32 protein-coding genes are annotated in these 19,371 nt (G+C 60.8%); 2 read left to right on the top strand and 30 right to left on the bottom strand.

The window, feature by feature from the left end; translation table 11 throughout:
• Positions 1–58: 58 nt before the first annotated feature.
• From IQ24_RS05030 to rplO, 9 genes are all read right to left on the bottom strand, one after another.
• On the bottom strand, positions 59–649 hold the full coding sequence (locus tag IQ24_RS05030; protein WP_145396720.1) for an acyl-homoserine-lactone synthase: 591 nt from the start codon (positions 647–649) through the stop codon (positions 59–61).
• Between the two features lie 63 nt (positions 650–712).
• Positions 713–1,324 (bottom strand): autoinducer binding domain-containing protein, encoded by a 612-nt coding sequence (locus tag IQ24_RS05025; RefSeq protein WP_145396719.1) that lies wholly within the window; start codon positions 1,322–1,324, stop codon positions 713–715.
• Positions 1,325–1,668: 344 nt separating this feature from the next.
• Positions 1,669–2,091 carry a 50S ribosomal protein L17 gene (gene rplQ / locus IQ24_RS05020; RefSeq protein WP_145396718.1) on the bottom strand — a complete coding sequence of 141 codons (423 nt, stop codon included), beginning with the start codon at positions 2,089–2,091 and terminating at the stop codon, positions 1,669–1,671.
• Positions 2,092–2,202: 111 nt separating this feature from the next.
• Positions 2,203–3,219 (bottom strand): DNA-directed RNA polymerase subunit alpha, encoded by a 1,017-nt coding sequence (locus IQ24_RS05015; RefSeq protein ID WP_145396717.1) that lies wholly within the window; start codon positions 3,217–3,219, stop codon positions 2,203–2,205.
• Between the two features lie 116 nt (positions 3,220–3,335).
• A complete protein-coding gene (rpsK, locus tag IQ24_RS05010; RefSeq protein WP_011747123.1) occupies positions 3,336–3,725 on the bottom strand; it encodes a 30S ribosomal protein S11 in 390 nt (129 codons plus the stop codon).
• Between the two features lie 14 nt (positions 3,726–3,739).
• Positions 3,740–4,108, bottom strand: a complete 369-nt coding sequence (gene rpsM, locus IQ24_RS05005; protein ID WP_145396716.1) for a 30S ribosomal protein S13 — start codon at positions 4,106–4,108, stop codon at positions 3,740–3,742.
• 154 nt (positions 4,109–4,262) lie between these two features.
• Positions 4,263–4,925: an adenylate kinase gene (locus tag IQ24_RS05000; protein WP_145396715.1), complete on the bottom strand. Its 663-nt coding sequence runs from the start codon at positions 4,923–4,925 to the stop codon at positions 4,263–4,265.
• 33 nt (positions 4,926–4,958) lie between these two features.
• The gene (secY, locus tag IQ24_RS04995) at positions 4,959–6,332 is read right to left on the bottom strand and encodes a preprotein translocase subunit SecY (protein WP_145396714.1); all 1,374 of its coding nucleotides are present in this window, start codon (positions 6,330–6,332) and stop codon (positions 4,959–4,961) included.
• Between the two features lie 103 nt (positions 6,333–6,435).
• A complete protein-coding gene (rplO, locus tag IQ24_RS04990) occupies positions 6,436–6,921 on the bottom strand; it encodes a 50S ribosomal protein L15 (protein ID WP_145396713.1) in 486 nt (161 codons plus the stop codon).
• 124 nt (positions 6,922–7,045) lie between these two features.
• Between rplO and IQ24_RS04985 the strand changes: the two genes are divergently transcribed.
• Complete coding sequence (locus tag IQ24_RS04985; RefSeq protein WP_145396712.1) at positions 7,046–7,711, top strand: hypothetical protein; 666 nt, start codon at positions 7,046–7,048, stop codon at positions 7,709–7,711.
• An 18-nt stretch (positions 7,712–7,729) separates the two neighbouring features.
• Here the strand turns inward: IQ24_RS04985 and IQ24_RS04980 are convergent, their stop codons facing one another.
• The 12 genes from IQ24_RS04980 to rpmC all read right to left on the bottom strand — a co-directional run bounded on the left by IQ24_RS04980 (position 7,730) and on the right by rpmC (position 12,878).
• Positions 7,730–8,437 carry a hypothetical protein gene (locus IQ24_RS04980; protein ID WP_145396711.1) on the bottom strand — a complete coding sequence of 236 codons (708 nt, stop codon included), beginning with the start codon at positions 8,435–8,437 and terminating at the stop codon, positions 7,730–7,732.
• A 127-nt stretch (positions 8,438–8,564) separates the two neighbouring features.
• Complete coding sequence (gene rpmD / locus IQ24_RS04975) at positions 8,565–8,753, bottom strand: 50S ribosomal protein L30 (protein WP_145396710.1); 189 nt, start codon at positions 8,751–8,753, stop codon at positions 8,565–8,567.
• 12 nt (positions 8,754–8,765) lie between these two features.
• On the bottom strand, positions 8,766–9,332 hold the full coding sequence (rpsE, locus tag IQ24_RS04970) for a 30S ribosomal protein S5 (RefSeq protein WP_145396709.1): 567 nt from the start codon (positions 9,330–9,332) through the stop codon (positions 8,766–8,768).
• Between the two features lie 130 nt (positions 9,333–9,462).
• Positions 9,463–9,822: a 50S ribosomal protein L18 gene (gene rplR, locus IQ24_RS04965; protein WP_145396708.1), complete on the bottom strand. Its 360-nt coding sequence runs from the start codon at positions 9,820–9,822 to the stop codon at positions 9,463–9,465.
• Between the two features lie 11 nt (positions 9,823–9,833).
• Positions 9,834–10,367 carry a 50S ribosomal protein L6 gene (rplF, locus tag IQ24_RS04960; protein ID WP_145396707.1) on the bottom strand — a complete coding sequence of 178 codons (534 nt, stop codon included), beginning with the start codon at positions 10,365–10,367 and terminating at the stop codon, positions 9,834–9,836.
• 11 nt (positions 10,368–10,378) lie between these two features.
• Positions 10,379–10,777 (bottom strand): 30S ribosomal protein S8, encoded by a 399-nt coding sequence (rpsH, locus tag IQ24_RS04955; protein ID WP_145396706.1) that lies wholly within the window; start codon positions 10,775–10,777, stop codon positions 10,379–10,381.
• A 9-nt stretch (positions 10,778–10,786) separates the two neighbouring features.
• Positions 10,787–11,092, bottom strand: coding sequence for a 30S ribosomal protein S14 (gene rpsN, locus IQ24_RS04950; RefSeq protein WP_145396705.1), 306 nt, complete (start codon positions 11,090–11,092; stop codon positions 10,787–10,789).
• Between the two features lie 18 nt (positions 11,093–11,110).
• Complete coding sequence (gene rplE / locus IQ24_RS04945) at positions 11,111–11,671, bottom strand: 50S ribosomal protein L5 (protein WP_145396704.1); 561 nt, start codon at positions 11,669–11,671, stop codon at positions 11,111–11,113.
• Positions 11,671–11,976, bottom strand: coding sequence for a 50S ribosomal protein L24 (gene rplX, locus IQ24_RS04940; protein ID WP_145396703.1), 306 nt, complete (start codon positions 11,974–11,976; stop codon positions 11,671–11,673). The genes rplE and rplX overlap by 1 nt, the downstream gene beginning before the upstream one ends.
• A complete protein-coding gene (rplN, locus tag IQ24_RS04935; protein ID WP_145396702.1) occupies positions 11,976–12,344 on the bottom strand; it encodes a 50S ribosomal protein L14 in 369 nt (122 codons plus the stop codon). Before rplN ends, rplX begins: the two co-directional genes overlap by 1 nt.
• A gap of 69 nt (positions 12,345–12,413) precedes the next feature.
• Positions 12,414–12,659 (bottom strand): 30S ribosomal protein S17, encoded by a 246-nt coding sequence (rpsQ, locus tag IQ24_RS04930; RefSeq protein WP_145396701.1) that lies wholly within the window; start codon positions 12,657–12,659, stop codon positions 12,414–12,416.
• 12 nt (positions 12,660–12,671) lie between these two features.
• The gene (rpmC, locus tag IQ24_RS04925; RefSeq protein WP_145396700.1) at positions 12,672–12,878 is read right to left on the bottom strand and encodes a 50S ribosomal protein L29; all 207 of its coding nucleotides are present in this window, start codon (positions 12,876–12,878) and stop codon (positions 12,672–12,674) included.
• Positions 12,879–13,091: 213 nt separating this feature from the next.
• Between rpmC and IQ24_RS20195 the strand changes: the two genes are divergently transcribed.
• Positions 13,092–13,988, top strand: a complete 897-nt coding sequence (locus tag IQ24_RS20195; RefSeq protein ID WP_199756488.1) for a hypothetical protein — start codon at positions 13,092–13,094, stop codon at positions 13,986–13,988.
• A gap of 73 nt (positions 13,989–14,061) precedes the next feature.
• On the opposite strand, the gene rplP is transcribed toward IQ24_RS20195, so the two are convergent.
• The 9 genes from rplP to rpsJ form a co-directional block, all read right to left on the bottom strand.
• Complete coding sequence (gene rplP / locus IQ24_RS04905; protein WP_145396697.1) at positions 14,062–14,475, bottom strand: 50S ribosomal protein L16; 414 nt, start codon at positions 14,473–14,475, stop codon at positions 14,062–14,064.
• 12 nt (positions 14,476–14,487) lie between these two features.
• Positions 14,488–15,210, bottom strand: a complete 723-nt coding sequence (gene rpsC / locus IQ24_RS04900; protein WP_145396696.1) for a 30S ribosomal protein S3 — start codon at positions 15,208–15,210, stop codon at positions 14,488–14,490.
• A complete protein-coding gene (rplV, locus tag IQ24_RS04895) occupies positions 15,210–15,605 on the bottom strand; it encodes a 50S ribosomal protein L22 (RefSeq protein ID WP_145396695.1) in 396 nt (131 codons plus the stop codon). The genes rpsC and rplV overlap by 1 nt, the downstream gene beginning before the upstream one ends.
• Before the next feature lie 5 nt (positions 15,606–15,610).
• Positions 15,611–15,889: a 30S ribosomal protein S19 gene (gene rpsS, locus IQ24_RS04890; protein ID WP_145396694.1), complete on the bottom strand. Its 279-nt coding sequence runs from the start codon at positions 15,887–15,889 to the stop codon at positions 15,611–15,613.
• 3 nt (positions 15,890–15,892) lie between these two features.
• Positions 15,893–16,729 (bottom strand): 50S ribosomal protein L2, encoded by an 837-nt coding sequence (gene rplB, locus IQ24_RS04885; protein ID WP_145396693.1) that lies wholly within the window; start codon positions 16,727–16,729, stop codon positions 15,893–15,895.
• Positions 16,730–16,821: 92 nt separating this feature from the next.
• Positions 16,822–17,118, bottom strand: coding sequence for a 50S ribosomal protein L23 (locus tag IQ24_RS04880; protein ID WP_145396692.1), 297 nt, complete (start codon positions 17,116–17,118; stop codon positions 16,822–16,824).
• Complete coding sequence (gene rplD / locus IQ24_RS04875) at positions 17,115–17,735, bottom strand: 50S ribosomal protein L4 (RefSeq protein WP_145396691.1); 621 nt, start codon at positions 17,733–17,735, stop codon at positions 17,115–17,117. The genes IQ24_RS04880 and rplD overlap by 4 nt, the downstream gene beginning before the upstream one ends.
• The gene (gene rplC, locus IQ24_RS04870; protein WP_145396690.1) at positions 17,732–18,601 is read right to left on the bottom strand and encodes a 50S ribosomal protein L3; all 870 of its coding nucleotides are present in this window, start codon (positions 18,599–18,601) and stop codon (positions 17,732–17,734) included. The genes rplD and rplC overlap by 4 nt, the downstream gene beginning before the upstream one ends.
• 10 nt (positions 18,602–18,611) lie before the next feature.
• On the bottom strand, positions 18,612–18,920 hold the full coding sequence (gene rpsJ, locus IQ24_RS04865; protein WP_010400227.1) for a 30S ribosomal protein S10: 309 nt from the start codon (positions 18,918–18,920) through the stop codon (positions 18,612–18,614).
• Positions 18,921–19,371: the final 451 nt, after the last annotated feature.

The following is a 19,371-nucleotide window of genomic DNA, read 5'->3' as shown; positions in this document are numbered from 1 at the left end:
CGGCCGGCATGTTACGCCGCCCGTACGTCGCGCGAAAGCCCCTCCCTGCCAATGCATGCTAGTGCATCTTGGCCGAGAGGTTGATCGAGACACACTGGAAATATCCGTCGTCGATCCAGACCACCGGACCCATGGCCTGTGCATCCAGCCCGCAGGGCGAGAGCCAGCGCGGCCAGGTCGAGGCAACCAGACAGACCAGCCGCGACGCCCCCAGGGCACGCGCGGAATTGGTCATCTCGGCGACCAGATTCATGTGCACGCGGCGGCGTTCCCGCTGCGGGATCGTGTGATCCACGAACAGACGGCTGGCTTCCCAGGTCCCGGCATCGACGGGCGCCTCCTGATCCAGCAGGTTCTGCGGGATCGAGCCGCCCAGAAGGTCCAGCTGCGCATCCCGGATCATGTAGGAATACATGCCGCAACGCGCCGTGGTCGGTGTCAGGCGGACGCCAGCCAGCACGCGTCCGCGTTCATGAATGGCAACCCAGCGGCTGAGCGGAGTATCGTACTGGTCAAACTCCATGTCATCCGTCTGGGGCAGGTCCCAGTTTTTCTGGATGATGAAGCTTTGTTTTCTCGCGCGGAAAATGTTCGCGAACAGCTCGCCATAGACGTGGATATTAGCGAACGAGAGAGTGGTGGTCTGCATTGTCTTACTCCTGGGGTTGTGGTGGCGGCCCCAGGGTGTAACCGCACAGCAGGCGGACCATTTCTACAGCAAGCGGTAGTCCTTGGCCCTCTGCAGCGCTTCTGCAGTTGTCCGCGCCATTAATCGTTCGCGCGCAGAGATGAGGCGAGCCTTGAAAGCGCTCTCCGTGATACCAAGCTTTGCAGCCGCCGCCGCATGCCGATCCCCCTCTGCGATACACCGAAGGGCCTCTTGCTGAGCCTTCGTCAGGCTCTCCGGCGGCTCGGTCACTTCATGGAGCCGTCGTAGCGTTGTCGAGATCGTCTCGATCTCGTCATCCGTAAATTCCCGTTGGTCATGCGCGAAAGCGGCGATGGTGCGCGACTTGATCGGTCCGTAAGCCACAACCAGTCCATAGCGCAGGCCGTGATCAGCAGCGTCTTGCAGAATCGAGAATGGATCGGGAATCGGAAGCACGCTCCAGCGGCAAGCGCCGGTTGTCGAAAACCCCCAGGCAATACTTGGATCGCGCAGAGCATAAGCCCGCTCGGAATAGCGGTTGGCCCATTCCTTGCTGTAGGTCTGAAACTGCATCAGCGGAGCCGCAAAACGGATGTGCAGGCCGATGAAGTACCCGGCCGGGCTCAGCTTCTTGAGTTTCGCCAGTGCGGCGTTGATTTCTGCGCGGGAAGACATGACTTTTTATACAAATTGCTCTTGCATAGTTCACTGCTCAAAATGGCATGACTTGGCATGTATTCAAGCAGATATCGAATTTCCCTGACGTTTTCTGCGCCTCCCCTGCGATCACGCGGATCTATCCGCGTTTGCGCTTCAAGGCTGAACAGTTCAGTTTTTCGCCCCTGAGGCGCGATTCTTGAGGGGAATCAACGCCCGGGGTCAATTTCATCGCATCAAACCATCGTTCAGGTCGCTGCGATGCGGCGGCGATAGCGCTGCCCCTTGTTGCATAAAGCCCGCATCCAAACTTTGGACGCGGGCTTAAACTTTAGCTTAACTCTCAGAAAATAAGTATTTTCTTACGATTCGTCAGCGGCCGATTCGGCTTCCACGCGGGCGCGATCAGCGGCACCTTTGGCGCTGGCGTCACGCTCGACGAACTCGATGATGGCCATCGGAGCCATGTCGCCATAACGGAAACCGGCTTTCAGGATGCGGACGTAGCCGCCCTGACGGTCCTTGTAGCGCGCGCCCAGGACGTCGAACAGTTTCGCAACATATTCGTCCTGTTTCAGCTGCGAGGCAGCCTGACGACGGGCATGCAGGTCGCCACGCTTCGCGAGCGTGATAAGCTTTTCGATGATCGGGCGCAGTTCTTTGGCCTTGGGCAGGGTCGTCTTGATCTGCTCGTGCTCGATCAGCGAGCCTGCCATGTTGGCGAAGAGCGCCTTGCGGTGCTCATGGGTACGGTTGAGGCGGCGGTATCCGCGGGCGTGACGCATGTTGATCTCCTATGACGTCTTTTTGCTTTGTCCGGGCGGTTCTGCGTAGGAACCGCTCTCCTTGGGGTCTTGCGACCCGGTCGTGCGGGGGCGTTGCCGCCCCCGTAGTCTTTAGAACTGGTCGTCGAAACGCTTGGCCAGATCTTCGATGTTTTCCGGCGGCCAATCCACCACGTCCATCCCGAGATGCAGACCCATGCCCGAAAGCACTTCCTTGATCTCGTTCAGCGACTTGCGGCCGAAGTTCGGGGTGCGCAGCATCTCGGCTTCGGTTTTCTGGATCAGATCGCCGATATAGACGATGTTGTCGTTCTTCAGGCAGTTTGCCGAACGGACCGACAGCTCCAGCTCGTCGACCTTCTTCAGCAGGCGCGGATCGAATTCCAGGCCGTCCTCGGCGTCCGAGCGGTTGGCGGTCTCGGGCTCGTCGAAGTTGACGAAGACCGAAAGCTGGTCCTGAACGATGCGGGCGGCATAGGCCACCGCGTCTTCCGGCGTCAGCGAACCGTCGGTTTCCACCTTCATCGTCAGCTTGTCATAGTCGAGCACCTGACCTTCGCGGGTCGGGGCGACTTCATAGCTGACGCGCTTCACCGGCGAGAAGATCGCGTCGATCGGGATCAGACCGATGGGCGCATCTTCGGGGCGGTTCTTGTCGGCGGCGACATAGCCCTTGCCGTTGGCAACGGTCAGTTCCATGTGCAGCTCGGCACCATCGTCGAGGTGACAGATGATGTGGTCGCGGTTCAGGATGGTGATGCCAGCGGTTTCCTGGATGTCACCGGCGCGAACCTCGCCCGGGCCTTTGGCTGCCAGGGTCAGGCGCTTGGGCGCATCGACTTCCATCTTCAGCGTCACGCCCTTGAGGTTCAGGACGATGTCCGTCACGTCTTCGCGCACGCCGGGAACCGACGAGAATTCATGCAGGACGTTGTCGATCTGCACCGAAGTGATCGCCGCACCCTGCAGCGAGGACAGAAGGACGCGACGCAGGGCGTTGCCCAGCGTCAGACCGAAGCCACGCTCCAGCGGCTCGGCAACCACCGTGGCGACGCGCGACGCGTCCGCACCCGGTTTGATTTCCAGCTGGGTCGGCTTGATCAACTCTGCCCAGTTCTTGTGGATCATGCGTTTGCCTCCATTCTTGTTTCCGGCCTCATGTCCAGCCGCCGGAAACGCCCGAGGTTAAATGCGAAATGCGTCCCGCGCCGAAAACGGCGCGAAACGCGGCAAGATGACAAGAATCAGACGCGGCGACGCTTGGGCGGGCGGCAACCGTTGTGTGCGATCGGGGTCACGTCACGGATCGCCGTGATGTTGAAACCGACAGCAGCCAGCGCGCGCAGCGCCGACTCACGGCCCGAACCGGGACCCTGCACTTCGACTTCCAGCGTGCGAACGCCGTGTTCCTGCGCTTTTTTGCCCGCGTCTTCAGCGGCCATCTGCGCGGCATAGGGGGTCGATTTGCGCGAGCCCTTGAAGCCCATGGTGCCAGCCGACGACCACGAGATCGCGTTGCCCTGCACGTCCGAGATCAGGATCTTGGTGTTGTTGAACGACGAGTTCACATGCGCCACGCCAGTGGCGATGTTCTTGCGCTCTTTGCGCTTAATACGAGTCTTATCGCGTGCCATTGTTCAGTGCCCCCTTACTTCTTCTTGCCGGCGATCGGTTTCGCCGGGCCCTTGCGGGTGCGAGCGTTGGTGTGGGTGCGCTGACCGCGAACCGGCAGACCACGACGGTGACGCAGACCACGATACGAGCCCAGGTCCATCATGCGTTTGATGTTCATCTGGGTTTCGCGACGCAGGTCGCCTTCGACGGTCAGGTTGGCGTCGATGTATTCACGGATCTGCAGGACTTCGGCATCCGACAGTTCGTTGACGCGGCGGGTCGGCTCGATGCCAACTGCCTCGACGATCTGGCTTGCGAACATCGGTCCGATGCCATGGATATAGGTCAGTGCGATCGGGACACGTTTCCCGGTCGGAATGTTGACGCCAGCAATACGAGCCACGCGTTTTCCTTTTCTTCGTTGCGGTTCCGTAGCACCGGAACCTTTTTTCACAACCAAAGACCCGAAAGCTACGCCTCCGGGCCTATGACGGCCACCTGAGAGTCAGGTGATTCTCATTCGAGATGCTGCGAATTAAAGGATTCGCAACTTAAGGTCAACCCTGCGAGGGAATCCGGTTCACGATCTTGGCGATCGCGGCCGAAACCTTGTCGATGTCCTGCAGGCCGTCGACCGTCGTCAGGCTGCCCTTGGCATAGTAGTACCCGATCAGCGGCGAGGTCTTCTTGTAATACTCCAGCAGCCGGGTCTTGAGGCTGTCGGCATTGTCATCGGCCCGGCGGCGCAGATCGGTCGAGCCGCAGACGTCGCAGACGCCCGGCTTCGCGGTCGGACGAGTCTCGTCGTGGTAGACCTCACCGCAATTGCCGCAGGTGAAGCGGCCCGAGATCCGGCTGACCAGCGCATTGTCGTCAACGCGCATCTCGATCACGGCGTCGATCTTCTGATCCATTTCGGCGACCAGACGCTGCAGCGCATCGGCCTGAGCCAGCGTGCGCGGGAAGCCGTCGAAGATGAAGCCCTTGCCGCCCTCGCCCAGCTTTTCCCGAATCAGGCCGATGACGATTTCATCGGTGACCAACTCACCCCGGTCCATGACATCGGCCACGATCTTGCCCATGGCGCTGTCCGAGTTGCGCGCTTCGCGCAGCATGTCGCCGGTCGACAGCTGGGTCATGCCCCGCTCTTCCACCAGCTGACGCGCCTGAGTGCCTTTGCCCGCGCCGGGCGGACCCAGCAGGATAATATTGATCGCCATAAATCCGTCCCTCTTAATCTTTTGGCATCACACTCAGCGGCGTGCCGGGGCCTTGCGCGGGCGCTTGGCCCCCTCTTTGCCACGTTTGCCACGAAGCTGCGATTTTTCAATCAAACCTTCGTACTGGTGCGCAAGCAAGTGGCTTTGCACCTGATTGATGGTGTCCATGACCACGCTGACGACGATCAGCACCGAGGTCCCGCCGAAGTAGAAGGGGATCGACAGCTGGTGGCGGATCACCTCGGGCAGCAGACAGACCGCCGCCAGATAGGCCGAGCCGATCACCAGCACGCGGTTGACCACATAGGTCAGGTAATCTTCCGTCCGCTTGCCCGGCCGGATGCCCGGGATGAAGCCGCCCTGATTCTTCAGGTTCTCGGCCACGTCATCGACTTTGAAGCTGACGTTGAACGTATAGAAATACGCAAAGAAGACGATCATGCCCGCGAAGAAGATCAGGTAAAGCGGCTGGCCGGGGCCAAAATACGCCAGGATCGTCGACATCACCGGACCCGTCTGGTTGCCCGAGAAGGTCGAGATCGTGACCGGCAGCAGCAGCAGCGACGAGGCGAAGATCGCCGGGATGACTCCTGCCGGGTTCACCTTGATCGGCAGGTGCGAGGACTGGCCGTCGTAGATCTTCATCCCGACCTGACGCCGCGGATACTGGATGTGAATCTTTCGAAGCGCGCGCTCCATGAAGACCACGAAGGCGATGACCGCGATGACCATGACCACCACGCCCAGAATCACCGGGGTCGAGATCGCGCCCGAGCGGCCCTGCGCCAGGAACTGCGCCAGATGCGCCGGGATCTCGGCGACGATGCCGACGAAGATGATCAGCGAGATGCCGTTGCCGATGCCGCGCGCGGTGATCTGCTCGCCCAGCCACATCAGGAACATGGTGCCGCCGACCAGCGTGATGACGACCGAGGCGCGGAAGAACATCCCCGGCTCATGCGCAAGGTTGCCATGCTCAAGGCTGACGGCCAGACCCCAGGCCTGGAACAGCGCCAGCAGCACCGTGCCATAGCGGGTGTATTGGTTGATTTTCTTACGGCCGGTTTCACCCTCTTTCTTGAGCTGCTCAAGCGAGGGGACCATCGAGGCCATCAGCTGCACGATGATCGAGGCCGAGATATAGGGCATGATGCCCAGGGCAAAGACCCCCATCCGGCCAAGCGCGCCGCCGGTGAACATCGACAGGATGCCGCCGATCCCGGCCTGGGCCTGATCCATGAAGTTGCGCAGCGCAATGCCGTCGATCCCGGGCACCGGAATATAGGTGCCAAGGCGATAGATGATGAGAAGTCCGATCGTGAACCAGATCCGCTGGCGAAGCTCGGTCGCCTTGCCAAGCGCACCCCAGGAAAGGTTCGCGGCCATCTGTTCTGCGGCTGACGCCATTTCTTGCCCCTTCATGGCAGCGCCGCCGGACGGTTTCCCGATCCCGCGGCGCCTGGAAAACTTGGATAGCTATGTATTGGGCGCGGGCGCGCCCTTCAACAGCTTATTCAGCCGCAGCGGCTTCTTTCGCGGGACGGGTCACGGTGACCTTGCCGCCAGCCTTCTCGACCGCATCCACAGCCGCTTTCGAAGCGCCAGCGATGGTGAGGTTCAGTTTCGCCTTCAGTTCACCCTTTGCCAGCAGGCGGACACCGTCCAGCTTGCGGCGGATGACACCGGCTGCGACCAGCGCGTCCTCGGTGACGTCGGCTTTCGCGTCCAGCTTGCCCGCGTCGACGAAGACTTGCAGTTGGCCCAGGTTGACGACTGCGAACTCAAGCCGATTCGGCTTCGAGAAGCCGCGCTTCGGCAGGCGGCGGTACAGCGGCATCTGGCCGCCTTCGTAGCCGTTCAGTGCGACGCCCGAACGCGAGGTCTGACCCTTGATACCACGGCCAGCGGTTTTACCCTTGCCCGAGCCCGGACCACGAGCAACGCGCTTTTTCTTACGGTTGGCGCCTTCGTTGTCGCGAATTTCATGCAGTTTCATATCGCTTCTCCTTGCCGGAAGCGTCCCATGAAGCGGAAGGGGACGGACACGGCTTTTCTTGTTGGTTGAGTCGGATGTGCTGAAAGCACCGTGGCCCTATAGCGGGCGGATCAAGGAGAATCAAGTGGAAGAGCCGTTCGTCCCTGATGCCTATGACAAGCTCAAGCCAGTCCACCTCAAGTATGCCCACTTGTTTCTACGGGCTGCAATCGCTCTAGATGAGAGCAGCCCTGCTAGCGCTGGCGGCTTAGATATGGACCCGCCCGTCTATTTCCTTAGCGCTCTCGGTAGTGAATTGACTTTCAAAGCTTGCTTGGCCTACGCACGGGTTCCATCCGCCAAGATTGAGAAATTCAGACACAATCTTGAGGCATTGCTGAGCTCAGTCCGCGCAAATGCCACTTGCACGACAATTGTGCACGCAGCTGAAACCGAAGCCTGCGCGAAATGGCGGGACTTTTTACGTTCTTCACGAGACGAGCAGCTCGCAAAAGTCCGAGATCCCATTGCTCGAATCGTGCTCACTGACGAAGTCCCTTCGAACGCAGATATCTCAGCCGCAATTCCCCGCTTTGTTGACGCAATCAAGTGGCTATCCGACCGATACAAAGACAAAGGTGGGACACTCCGCTATGTTAGAACCGGCTCCGGCCATCGTCTTCAAATTGACGGATTCGGACTGGAAGTCCGCGCTATTCCACGAACGGTCTGTTGGGTTTGTGAGCATATACTCCAACGGCTAGAGAATGACCTGCGGCGCATGGGGACTGCAGAAACGGTTGAGGAATAGGTGCAGTAGCCCACGCTTTCAAAACTCCAACCAAGTCCCGATCCTGAGCGCGGCCTCACCCGGCCCGCGCAAGGGGGTCACCAGCCCGACCTCAATCTTGGCTGGCCCTCCGATCTCATAGACCACCGAGGTCGCGAGCTTCGCCGAGAAGCCCTCGCCCTTCCGGTCCTCCATCCGCAGTTGGTTGATGACCATGGTCCTGTCCCACGGCTTGAAGCCCAGCGTCACGTCCAGCTTCGCGGTGGTTTCTGGCGTCAGATAGCCGAACTCGACAAGGTTCATGCCCTCGCGATAGGCGATCCGCTCGGTCTTTCCGGCCACCTTGATCCGCGCGTCGACCGCCAGCCAGCCGCCGCCCGGCAACCGCTCGATCCCCCTGCCCCATGAGGCCCCGATGATCCCGAGCGGCAGGTATTCGCCATCCCGCTCGATCACGCCGATCCCCGAGGATATGGTGTAGCGGTTCGGCCCCTCGCCACGGCCCAATGCCTGCTGCAGCCAGATCAGCGCGCTGGTCTCGCCGACATTGGTGTGTCCAAGCTCGATCCCCAGCGTCCGCCGCGCGGTCCAGCCGTATTCGCCATAGAGGCTGGTGTAGCTGTTCCCCTCGCGGTCGCGCTCGACCGCGAAGGACAGGAACACGCCACCATCTGAGCGGGGCCATGGACCGGCGCAGGACAGTCCCGGCAGCAGGACCATCGCCAGCAATAGCATCAGCAGGCGCATCGGGCATCCTTGGCGAAGCAATCCCCCTAGCGATACCGCCAGATCCCTTACAAAGCGTTAATGGCCCCGCAAATGCGAAAACGCCCCGGGCAATCCGGGGCGTTTCCAAAGTCCTGAGGGGCTGAGATCAGCCGCGCTCTTCGATGATGACGGCCAGATGCGGGATCTTGGCGACCATGCCGCGGATCGCGGGCGTGTCTTCCAGCTCGCGCGTGCGGTTCATCTTGTTCAGGCCCAGACCTTTCAGCGTCTCACGCTGGATGGCGGGGCGGCGGATCGGCGAGCCGATCTGCTTGACGACGATGGTTTTAGCCATTCTTGCCTCTCCTTACGCTTCGGCAGCGGCTTCGGCCGGCTTGTCGTGGCTGGGAAGGATGTCAGCAACCTTCTTGCCGCGACGCTGGGCGACGCTGCGCGGGCTGGCTTCGGCCTTCAGGCCGTCCAGGGTGGCGCGGATCATGTTGTAGGGGTTCTGCGAGCCCAGCGATTTTGCCACGACGTCCTGAACGCCCAGCATCTCGAAGACGGCGCGCATCGGACCACCGGCGATGATCCCGGTACCGGCCGGAGCGGTGCGCATCACGACCTTGCCAGCGCCGTGGCGGCCCTCGACGTCGTGGTGCAGCGTGCGGCCATCGCGCAGCGGAACGCGCATCAGGTTGCGTTTCGCCTGCTCGGTCGCCTTGCGGATCGCCTCGGGCACTTCTTTCGCTTTACCCTTGCCGAAGCCGACGCGGCCACGCTGATCGCCGACAACGACCAGAGCGGCGAAGCCGAAGCGCTTACCACCCTTGACGGTTTTCGACACACGGTTGATCGCGACAAGGCGATCCTGGAATTCCGGGGTTTCCTCGCGCTCTTCGCGGCGGGGCCGACGGTTCTCACGTTCTGCCATAAGGCATTCCTTGTATTTTGACGCGCACCACGCGCCGTTGAACTCAATCCAGGTGGGCCGCGCGCCTAGGCGAACGGCCCCCGGATCATCGGGACGGCGCGGCCCTTCCGGAACGCGCCGACCACAGATATCAGAACTTCAGGCCACCCTCGCGGGCTGCATCGGCCAGAGCCTTGATTTTGCCGTGGAAAAGGAAGCCGCCACGATCGAAGACGACGTCCTCGACACCGGCTTTCTTCGCACGCTCGGCGATCGCTGCGCCAACCTTGGCGGCAGCTTCGACGTTGTTCTTGCCCACAACGCCGAGATCCTTCTCGAGCGTCGAGGCCGCAGCCAACGTCACGCCTTTTGCGTCGTCGATCAGCTGAACGCTGATGTTCTTCGACGAGCGGTGAACGGACAAGCGCGGACGGCCGTCCGAGGTTGCCCGAAGTTTGTTCCGAACGCGCAAGCGACGCTTCAGGAACAGCTCTCGTTTGTTCAGTGCCATTTTCGCGCCCCTTACTTCTTCTTGCCTTCCTTGCGGAAGACTTGCTCACCCTTGTAGCGGATGCCTTTGCCCTTGTAGGGCTCGGGCTTGCGCCATTCACGGATGTTCGCAGCCACCTGACCAACAACCTGCTGGTCGATGCCTTCGATGATGATTTCGGTCTGCTTCGGAGCCGTGATGGTCACGCCTTCCGGAGCCACGAAATCAACGTCATGCGAATAGCCAAGCTGCAGCTTCAAGGTTTTGCCCTGCATCGAGGCGCGGTAACCCACACCCTGAATTTCAAGCTCTTTCTTGAAGCCTTCGCTGACGCCGGTTGCCAGGTTCTCGACCATCGAGCGGGTCATGCCCCACTGCTGGCGAGCACGCTTGGAAAGGCCACGCGGGGTGACTTTCACGGCGCCGTCTTCAAGCGACAGGGTCACATCGTCAGTCGCGGTGAAGTTGCGGGTGCCTTTCGGACCTTTGACTTCGATCGACTGACCTTTGATTTCTGCGGTCACGCCTTTCGGGAGGGCGACCGGTTTCTTACCAATCCGAGACATCTCTGCCCTCCTTAGAACACGGTGCAGAGGACTTCGCCGCCAACATTGGCGTTGCGAGCCGCTGCATCCGTCATCACGCCTTTGGGCGTCGAAACAATCGACACGCCAAGGCCGTTGCGGACCATCGGGATTTCCTTGACCGAAGCGTAAACGCGGCGGCCAGGCTTCGAGACACGCGCGAGTTCGCGAATGACCGGAGTCCCTTCGAAGTACTTCAGGCTGATTTCCAGTTCGGCATGGCCGGCGTCCGAGGTCGCCTGCTCATAGCCACGGATGTAGCCTTCTGCTTTCAGCACATCCAGCACCCAGGCGCGAAGCTTGGAAGCGGGCGTGCGGACGGTCGATTTGCCTCGCATCTGCGCGTTGCGGATACGGGTCAGCATATCGCCGAGAGGATCGTTCATCGACATATTGCCCCCTTACCAGCTCGATTTGACCATGCCAGGGATCTGGCCGAACGAGCCGAGCTCGCGCAGCATGATCCGCGACAGTTTCAGTTTACGGTAATACGCGTGCGGACGACCGGTCAGTTGGCACCGGTTGTGGATACGCGTCGCCGAAGAGTTGCGCGGCAGTTCAGCCAGTTTCAGGCTGGCCTTGAAGCGCTCTTCCATCGGCAGGGACTGGTCGTGGATGATCTCGTTCAGGGCCGCACGCTTTTCAGCGTAACGGGCGACCAGACGTTCGCGCTTCTTCTCGCGCTCGATCATGGATTTTTTAGCCATATCTTCTTCCCTCCGCGATCAGCTGTTGAACGGCATGTTGAAATGCTTCAACAGCGCTTTCGCTTCCGCGTCGGTCTTCGCGGTGGTGCAGATGATGATGTCCATCCCCAGAACTTCGTCGACCTTGTCGAAGTTGATTTCCGGGAAAACGATCTGTTCCTTCAGACCCATGGCATAGTTGCCACGACCATCGAACGAGGTGCCCTTCACGCCGCGGAAGTCGCGGACGCGCGGCAGCGCGATGTTGATCAGACGGTCCAGAAATTCGTACATGCGGTCGCCACGCAGGGTCACCTTGGCGCCCAGCGGCATCTCTTCACGCACGCGGAAGCCGGCGATCGACTTCTTGGCGTGGGTGATAACAGCCTTCTGACCAGCGATCAGCGAGAGCTCTTCAGCACCCTGCTTGACCTTCTTGGTGTCCTTGACGGCTTCACCGATGCCCATGTTCAGGACGATCTTGTCCAGACGCGGGATCTGCATGTCGTTCTTGTAGCCGAATTCTTCTTTCAGCGCAGCGCGGATCGAATCCTTGAACTGCTGCTTCAGACGCGGCGTGTACTTGGCTTGGTCCAGCATCAGATCGCATCCCCAGTGGTCTTGGCGAAACGGACCTTCTTGTCGCCTTCCATGCGGAAGCCAACGCGGGTCGCTTTGCCGTTCTTGTCCATCAGAGCCAGGTTCGACAGGTCGATCGGCATCGCTTTCGGGATGCGGCCGCCCTGGCTGTTCTGGGTCTGGCGCTGGTGACGGATCGCGATGTTCACGCCATCGACGACGGCCTTGTTCTCTTGCGGGAACACGGCAGTGATCTCACCCTGCTTGCCCTTGTCCTTACCGGCAAGGACGACGACCTTGTCGCCTTTTTTCAGCTTGGCAGCCATCACAGCACCTCCGGCGCAAGCGAGATGATCTTCATGAAGTTCTTGGCGCGCAGCTCGCGAACGACCGGCCCGAAAATACGGGTTCCGACCGGCTCGCCCTGGTTGTTCAGGATGACGGCGGCGTTGCGGTCAAAACGGATCGAGGTGCCGTCTTCACGCTTCACTTCTTTGGCGGTGCGCACGATGACGGCCTTGCGGACGTCACCTTTCTTCACGCGACCACGCGGGATGGCTTCCTTGACGGAGACGACGATAATGTCGCCCACCGACGCATAGCGACGGTGCGAACCACCCAGAACCTTGATGCACTGCACCCGGCGAGCGCCGGAGTTGTCAGCAACATCCAGATTGGTCTGCATCTGGATCATGGGGTTACTCCCGACCTTTGGGGACCAGCAGCAGAACCGGCCCCAGGGTTTCGATTAATTGGACTGGATTCAGGCCGATGCTTGCGCGTCGGTCAGAACGGTCCAGCGCTTCGTCTTCGAGATCGGGGCACATTCGATGATCCGAACGGTGTCGCCGACCTTGAACTGGTTTTCCGCGTCATGGGCGCGGTATTTCTTGGTGCTGCGGACAATCTTTTCCATCAGCGGGTGCTTGAAGCGACGCTCGACCAGAACGGTGACGGTCTGTTCGTTCTTGTCGCTGACGACCTTGCCTTGCAGAATGCGTTTGGGCATGGACCGGGCTCCTTAATTCGACGCCGCGGCTTCCGCCGCTTTCTGGTTCAGAATGGTTTTCACACGAGCAACGTCGCGACGGACGGTGCGCATGCGGGCGGTCGATTCGAGTTGGCCGGTCGCCTGCTGAAAGCGCAGGTTGAACTGCTCTTTCTTCAGCGCAAGCAGCTGATCTTTCAGCTGATCGGGCGTCTTGTCTTTCAATTCCTGCGCTTTCATGCGCCTTTTCCTTTCAACATCACCGGAGAGCCCCTGCCCTGCAGGGCCACCCTGATCCCGGTGGAGTTTCATGATGAAGCCGTGCCTATAGACGCGATTCCCAGCAAACACAAGGGAAATGTTCCGCCGCCCCCTGCGTGCGCAAGGGTCCGGCCTTGCGCGGCCTCACGGGGTCGTTACCATCTGAATGGTTTTCGCACGAAAGGGCTTGCGATGGAACCCATGGGATTGATGGTCGGCGGCGTCCTGGCGCTTCTTTTGGGAAAGGCGATCTTCGACGACGATGATGATGACGATGACGATGACGATGACGATGACGATGACGATGACGATGACGATGACGATGACGATGACGTCGCTGAGCCGGAACCCGAGCCAGAGCCAGAGCCTTCATTCGACCCCGAAGGTCGGCTGATCGGAACCGAGGGTGACGACGACATCACCTTTTCCCGGGACGAAGACCCTTATCCCCGCGCGGTCTGGGCGCGCACCGGAGACGACACCATCCGCCTGGTCGATGGCGTTGATGTTTATGGCGGCGAGGGGAACGACGACATTCTGATCGAGGACTCCTACGGCAATACCATTGACGGCGGAGCGGGTGATGACCTGCTGACCGTAAACAGCGCCATCAGAACCTACATTTTCGGCGGCGAGGGCAATGACACCATCAACGTCCGTGACCGGGCGAACGACGAGCCGAACCGGATCGATGCCGGAGCGGGCGACGATATTGTGCAGGTCGGCATGCAACCCTCCCTCGCAGTAGCTGGCGGAAACAGCACCGCGCAAATCGTTCTGGGTGAGGGCGCCGACAATCTGCAGATCGATTATGATATCGCCTTCACCAATCCCGGTGGGTACGCGTCAGGCGTGAGCGCAGCTGTGGCGGACTTCGTGCCCGGTGAGGACTTCCTGACTATCACTGTCGCCGAGGATGAACAGAACTTCCTCGGCTATGACGTCGTTAAGGTGGGCGAGGATACCGAGATCCAGATGTCCTATCGCGGCTTCGATCACGACGGGCTGCCGGTCGAGTACACCGCCGCCGTTCGCTTGGCCGGGGTGCAGGGCCTGACCGCATCGGATTTCCGGATCGTGACCGGCTGACCAGTCTGAGCCGCAACAGAAAAGGCCCCGCCATTCGCACGGCGGGGCCTTCTTCATTTCACCAGACCGGAACTTACCAGTCTTCGCGCTTCACGATGCGGGTCAGCACCGGCAGCTTCTGCGCGCCAAGGCGCAGGGCTTCACGGGCGATCTCGTCGTTGACGCCGTCGATCTCGAACATGATCCGGCCGGGGTGGACGCGGGCGGCCCAGAAATCGACCGAGCCTTTACCTTTACCCATCCGGACTTCGGTCGGCTTCGACGAAACCGGGACGTCCGGGAAGATACGGATCCAGACGCGACCCTGACGCTTCATGTGGCGGGTGATCGCACGACGGGCAGCCTCGATCTGGCGCGCGGTGACGCGCTCCGGCTCGGTGGCTTTCAGTGCAAAGGAGCCGAAGTTCAGGTTGAAGCCGCCTTTGGCTTCACCGTGGATGCGGCCCTTGTGCTGTTTGCGGAACTTCGTCCGTTTCGGTTGCAGCATTGCTTCTTCTCCTTAGCGCGCGTCGCGATCGCGGTCACGACGCGGACCGCGAGGTGCCGGACCATCCTGCGCTTCATTCGCGCGGCGGTCATGCGCCTGCGGATCATGCTCCATGATCTCGCCTTTGAAGATCCAGACCTTCACACCGATGATCCCGTAGGGGGTCGTTGCTTCCGACAGCGCATAGTCGATGTCGGCGCGCAGGGTGTGCAGGGGAACGCGGCCTTCGCGGTACCATTCGGTACGTGCGATTTCAGCGCCACCCAGACGGCCAGCGACGTTCACGCGGATGCCCAGGGCGCCCATGCGCATCGCGTTCTGCACGGCGCGCTTCATGGCGCGACGGAAGGACACGCGGCGCTCAAGCTGCTGAGCGATCGACTCGGCCACCAGCTGGGCGTCGAGTTCCGGCTTGCGGACTTCAACGATGTTGAGGTGCAGTTCGGAATCGGTGAAGTTCGCCAGCTTCTTGCGCAGGGTCTCGATATCAGCGCCCTTGCGGCCGATGATGACGCCCGGACGCGCAGCGTGAATGGTCACGCGGCACTTCTTGTGGGGGCGCTCGATAATGACGCGGCTGACGCCGGCCTGCTTGGCTTCATTGTGGATGAAGTCGCGGATCTTCAGGTCTTCCAGCAGCAGATTGCCGTAATCCTTGTCGTCCGCATACCAGCGGCTGTCCCAGGTACGGTTGACCTGGAGACGCATCCCGATGGGGTTTACCTTCTGACCCATTACGCGCGCTCCCCGGCTTCGATGGCCTCGACCTGACGGACCTTGATGGTGATTTCCGAAAACGGCTTCATGATCTTGCCATACCGGCCACGAGCCCGCGGACGACCGCGCTTCATGACCAGGTTCTTGCCGACCCAAGCCTCGGCGACGATCAGACCGTCGACATCAAGGTTGTGGTTGTTTTCCGCGTTGGCGATGGCCGACTGAAGGCATTTCTTCACATCGACGGCGATCCGCTTCTTCGAGAAGGTCAGATCGGCCAGAGCCTTCTCGACCTTCTTGCCGCGGATCAGCGCAGCAACGAGGTTCAGCTTCTGAGGCGAGGTGCGAAGCATCTTGATCTTCGCGAAAGCCTCATTGTCCGCCACGCGGCGCGGATTCTGTTCCTTACCCATGACGATTACTTCCTTTTCGCTTTCTTGTCGGCCGCGTGACCGTAATAGGTCCGGGTCGGCGAATATTCACCGAATTTCTGGCCGATCATCTCTTCCGAGACGGTGACCGGAATGTGCTTCTGGCCATTGTAGACACCGAAGGTCAGGCCGACAAACTGCGGCAGAATGGTCGAACGACGCGACCAGATCTTGATGACATCCGATTTGCCCGAATCGCGTGCCTTCTCTGCTTTCTTGAGCAGGTAGGCATCGACAAAGGGGCCCTTCCAAACTGAACGTGCCATGGATTAACGCCCCTTCTTCGCATTACGCGACCGCAGGATGTACTTGTCGGTCGTCTTGTTCGTGCGGGTCTTGTTGCCCTTCGTCCCCTTACCCCACGGGGTAACCGGGTGACGACCGCCCGAGGTCCGACCTTCACCACCACCATGCGGGTGATCGATCGGGTTCATGGCGACACCGCGAACGCTCGGGCGGATGCCCTTGTGGCGGTTGCGGCCGGCTTTACCGAAGTTCTGGTTCGAGTGGTCGGCGTTCGACACTGCACCGATGGTGGCCAGGCATTCCTGACGGACCAGACGCAGCTCGCCCGAGCTGAGGCGGATCTGGGCATAGCCACCGTCACGGCCGACGAACTGGGCATAGGTGCCAGCCGAGCGGGCGATCTGGCCGCCTTTGCCGGGCTTCAACTCGACGTTGTGGACGATGGTACCGATCGGCATGCCACTGAAGGGCATGCAGTTGCCGGGTTTCACGTCGACCTTGGCGCCGGCGATGACCTTGTCACCGACAGCAAGACGCTGCGGAGCAAGGATATAGGCCTGCTCGCCGTCTTCGTATTTGATCAGCGCGATGAAGGCGGTGCGGTTGGGATCGTATTCGATCCGCTCGACCGTCGCGGCGACGTCAAACTTGGTACGTTTGAAGTCGACGATGCGGTAAAGACGCTTCGCTCCGCCGCCTTGGCGGCGCATGGTGATCCGTCCGGTGTTGTTCCGGCCGCCGTGCTTGGTCAGACCCTCAGTGAGGCTCTTGACCGGGCGACCTTTCCAAAGCTCCGAACGGTCGATCAGAACCAGCCCGCGCTGGCCAGGCGTAGTCGGTTTATACGACTTGAGTGCCATCTTTCTGTCTTCCGTTGCTTTGGACCTGGGTGGTCCGTTTCGTCAAAAGATGAACGGCCCCGCTGCCGGGGCCGTCGATTCGTGGCTCTATATCAGAGGCCGGTCGACACGTCGATGGTGTTGCCGGGCTCAAGAGTGACATAGGCTTTCTTCACGTCCGAGCGAACGCCGGGGCGGCCGCGGAAACGCTTGACCTTGCCTTTGGTGATGGTGGTGTTGACCGCCTTCACCTTGACGCCGAACAGAGCCTCGACCGCTTCTTTGATCTGCGGCTTGTTGGCATCTTTCTTCACCTGGAAAACCACGCCATTGGCCTCGGAGGTCATGCTGGCTTTCTCGGTGATGATCGGCTTCACGATCACGTCGTAATGTTCGGGTTTCGCGCTCATTTCAGGCGAGCCTCCAGAGCTTCGACACCGGCGCGGGTGATCACGAGCGTGTCACGACGCAGGATGTCATAGACGTTGGCGCCCATCGAGGGCAGCACATCGATGCCTTCGAGGTTACGGGCGGCGCGGGCGAAGTTTTCGTTCACTTCGGCACCGTCGATCACCAGAACGCGCTTCCAGCCGTTTTCCTTGACCGCTTTTGCAACGGCCGAGGTCTTGGCATCGGTCAGGTTCAGATCGTCCACGATGACCAGCTCACCCGCGGCGACTTTCGCCGACAGGGCATGCTTCAGGCCAAGCGCGCGGACTTTCTTCGGCAGATCGAAGGCGTGCGAACGCGGGGTCGGGCCCTTGTACACACCACCCGAACGGAAGATCGGCGCTTTGCGCGAACCGTGACGGGCGCCACCGGTGCCCTTCTGGCGATAGATCTTCTTGGTCGAGTAGCTGACATCGGACTTGCCGAGCACCGAGTGGGTGCCCTGCTGAGCCTTCGCACGCTGCCAGCGCACGACGCGGTGCAGAAGGTCTGCGCGCGGCTCGAGACCGAAGATGTCATCGCTCAGTTCGATGTTGCCAGCCTTGCCGGCATCGAGCTTGATCACATCAAGTTTCATTTGTTCTCTCCTTCGGGCGCAGCGTTGTCGCCTTCAGCAGCCTTGTCGGCCTCGATCGAAGCGTTGGCTTCGGCAAGGGCGGCTTCCTGAGCAGCGGCTTCGGCTTCAGCAGCGGCCTTGCGGGCGGCTTCTTCCTCGGCTGCAGCAGCAGCGGCGGCTTCTTCAGCCAGACGGTGAGCTTCTTTGGCCTTCGAGCGGGTCGCAGCCGGATAGATCGTGGTTTCAGCCAGCGGCTTCTTCACGGCATCCTTGATGGTGACCCAGCCGCCTTTCGAACCGGGAACCGAACCTTTGACCATGATCAGGCCACGCTCGGAATCGGTACGGACGACCTGCAGGTTCTGCGTGGTGACGCGAACCGCACCCAGGTGACCGGCCATCTTCTTGCCTTTGAACACCTTGCCCGGGTCCTGACACTGGCCAGTCGAACCGTGCGAGCGGTGCGAGATCGACACGCCGTGCGAGGCGCGCAGGCCACCGAAGTTGTGACGCTTCATCGCACCGGCAAAGCCTTTACCGATCGAGGTCCCGGCGATGTCGACATACTGACCTGCGAAATAGTGGTCGGCGATGATCTCCTCGCCCACTTCCACCAGGTTCTCTTCGGCAACGCGGAATTCCGCGATCTTGCGCTTCGGCGCGACGTTGGCCTTCGCGAAATGACCGCGCATGGCGCCGGTCACGCGCTTGGCTTTCGCCTCGCCCGCGCCCAGCTGCAGCGCGACATAGCCGTCGGTGTCGACGGTACGCTGAGCAATGACCTGCACGTTATCGACGTGCAGAACAGTGACGGGCACTTGACGCCCGTCTTCCAGAAACAGCCGGGTCATGCCCAGCTTCTTGGCGATTACACCAGTCCGCAGCATGGAGGCCTCCTTACACCTTGATTTCGACATCGACGCCAGCGGCGAGGTCGAGCTTCATCAGGGCGTCAACGGTCTGGGGGGTCGGATCGACGATGTCGAGCAGACGCTTGTGGGTACGGATTTCCCACTGGTCACGCGACTTCTTGTCGATGTGCGGGCCGCGCAGAACGGTGAATTTCTCGATTTTGTTCGGCAGCGGGATCGGACCACGAACCTGAGCGCCGGTGCGCTTGGCGGTGTTCACGATTTCCTGCGTGCTGGCATCCAGGACGCGATAGTCGAACGCCTTGAGCCGGATGCGAATATTCTGGCTTTGCATTGTCTTCCCTCTTGCGGGGAGTTCCAGTTGAGAGGCTGACAGCGCACCACGCACCGCCAGCGTCGAACCGTAAAAATAAGTGCAGGCCGCCCCTGTACATGGCGACCCGGCAGAGTGCAACCGATTCTTTCAAAAGAGCAAGCTGACGGCGGCAATGCGCGCTTTTGGCCGATCCCACCCGCTATGTCAACACGCTTGTCCTTGTTCCGCCCGGGGATCACGGGCCCCGCCCTCCCCTCATTCTCCGTTGGGCCAATACCCATTCGACCGCGCCGCTGGCTCCACCTGGCCCCATCACCCGCCAAAGGAAAAGCCCGCCCCTTTCGGGACGGGCCTTGTCATCTTGATATCCGGGGTGGCCCCGGATCACTCGATGAATCTCTCGCCTCAGGCGATGATCTTCGAGACGACGCCAGCACCAACCGTGCGGCCGCCTTCACGGATGGCGAAG

The sequence above is a fragment of the Paracoccus sulfuroxidans genome, assembly GCF_007830335.1.
Classification (GTDB): domain Bacteria; phylum Pseudomonadota; class Alphaproteobacteria; order Rhodobacterales; family Rhodobacteraceae; genus Paracoccus; species Paracoccus sulfuroxidans.
The sequence above is the reverse complement of the archived record's forward strand: the minus strand, read 5'-3'. Positions and strand labels throughout refer to the sequence as shown.